This window comes from Zestomonas carbonaria, from assembly GCF_904061905.1.
GTDB lineage: Bacteria > Pseudomonadota > Gammaproteobacteria > Pseudomonadales > Pseudomonadaceae > Aquipseudomonas > Aquipseudomonas carbonaria.
In genome coordinates this window covers 1-1,553 of sequence record NZ_CAJFCI010000038.1, presented here as the reverse complement: position 1 = coordinate 1,553, position 1,553 = coordinate 1, and the positions used below count along the sequence as shown (strand labels likewise).

General features: G+C 68.4%; 1 protein-coding gene. It reads right to left on the bottom strand.

The window, feature by feature from the left end; translation table 11 throughout:
* Nucleotides 1–1,552, bottom strand: a 1,552-nt coding sequence (gcl, locus tag PSEWESI4_RS09285; RefSeq protein WP_235978906.1) for a glyoxylate carboligase, incomplete at its 3' end; no start/stop codon positions are given.
* Nucleotide 1,553: the final 1 nt, after the last annotated feature.

Here is a 1,553-nt window from a genome sequence, read left to right as displayed (position 1 = left end):
GGCCCTCGACCACCGCGACGTGGTCGACGCCATAGCCGCCGAGCTCCGGCGCGTTGACGTTGTCGAACGACAACTGCACGCAGTAGTCGATCTCGAAGCCGCGCTGCGCCTGGCGGATCAGGCCGAGGTAGGCGTTGTTCACCAGCACGTGGATGTACGGCAGGTTGAACTGCGCGCCGACCGCCAGCTCCTCGATCATGAACTGGAAGTCGTAGTCGCCGGACAGCGCCACCACCTGGCGGGAAGGATCGGCCTTGACCACGCCGAGGGCCGCCGGCACGGTCCAGCCGAGCGGGCCGGCCTGGCCGCAGTTGATCCAGTGGCGCGGCTTGTAGACGTGCAGGAACTGCGCGCCGGCGATCTGCGACAGGCCGATGGTGCTGACGTAGCAGGTGTCCTTGCCGAAGAACTCGTTCATCTCCTCGTAGACGCGCTGCGGCTTGACCGGGATGTTGTCGAAGTGAGTCTTGCGCTGCAGGGAGCGCTTGCGCTCGCGGCAGGCTTCGACCCAGGCGCTGCGGTCCTTGAGCTTGCCGGCCGCCTGCCACTCGCGGGCGACGGCCAGGAAGGCGTCCAGCGCGCTGCCGGCGTCGGAGACGATGCCCAGGTCCGGGATGAACACCCGGCCGATCTGGGTCGGTTCGATGTCGACGTGGATGAAGGTGCGCCCGGCGGTGTAGACGTCCACCGAACCGGTGTGGCGGTTGGCCCAGCGGTTGCCGATGCCGAACACCAGGTCGGACTCGAGCAGGGTGGCGTTGCCGTAGCGGTGCGAGGTCTGCAGGCCGCACATGCCGGCCATCAGCGGGTGGTCGTCGGGGATGCTGCCCCAGCCCATCAGGGTCGGGATCACCGGTACGCCGACCAGCTCGGCGAACTCAACCAGCTTGGCCGAGGCATCGGCGTTGATGATCCCGCCGCCGGCGACGATCAGCGGGCGCTCGGCGGCATTCAGCAGGGCCAGGGCCTTCTCGGCCTGGGCTCGGCTGGCGGCCGGGCGCTGCACCGGCAGCGGCTCGTAGGCGTCGATGTCGAACTCGATCTCGGCCATCTGCACGTCGAACGGCAGGTCGATCAGCACCGGGCCGGGGCGGCCGCTGCGCATCTCGTAGAAGGCCTTCTGGAAGGCATAGGGCACCTGGCCGGGCTCCAGCACGGTGGTCGCCCACTTGGTCACCGGCTTGACGATGCTGGTGATGTCGACCGCCTGGAAATCCTCCTTGTGCAGTCGCGCGCGCGGCGCCTGGCCGGTGATGCAGAGGATCGGGATGGAGTCGGCGGAGGCGGAATACAGGCCGGTGACCATGTCGGTGCCGGCCGGGCCGGAGGTGCCGATGCACACGCCGATGTTGCCCGGGTTGGTGCGGGTGTAGCCCTCGGCCATGTGCGAGGCGCCTTCGACGTGACGGGCCAGGACGTGGTCGATGCCGCCGATCTTCTTCAGCGCGGCGTACAGCGGGTTGATCGCGGCACCGGGAATGCCGAACGCGGTGTCGATGCCCTCGCGACGCATCACCAGCACCGCGGCTTCGATTGCTCTCATTCTGGCCATT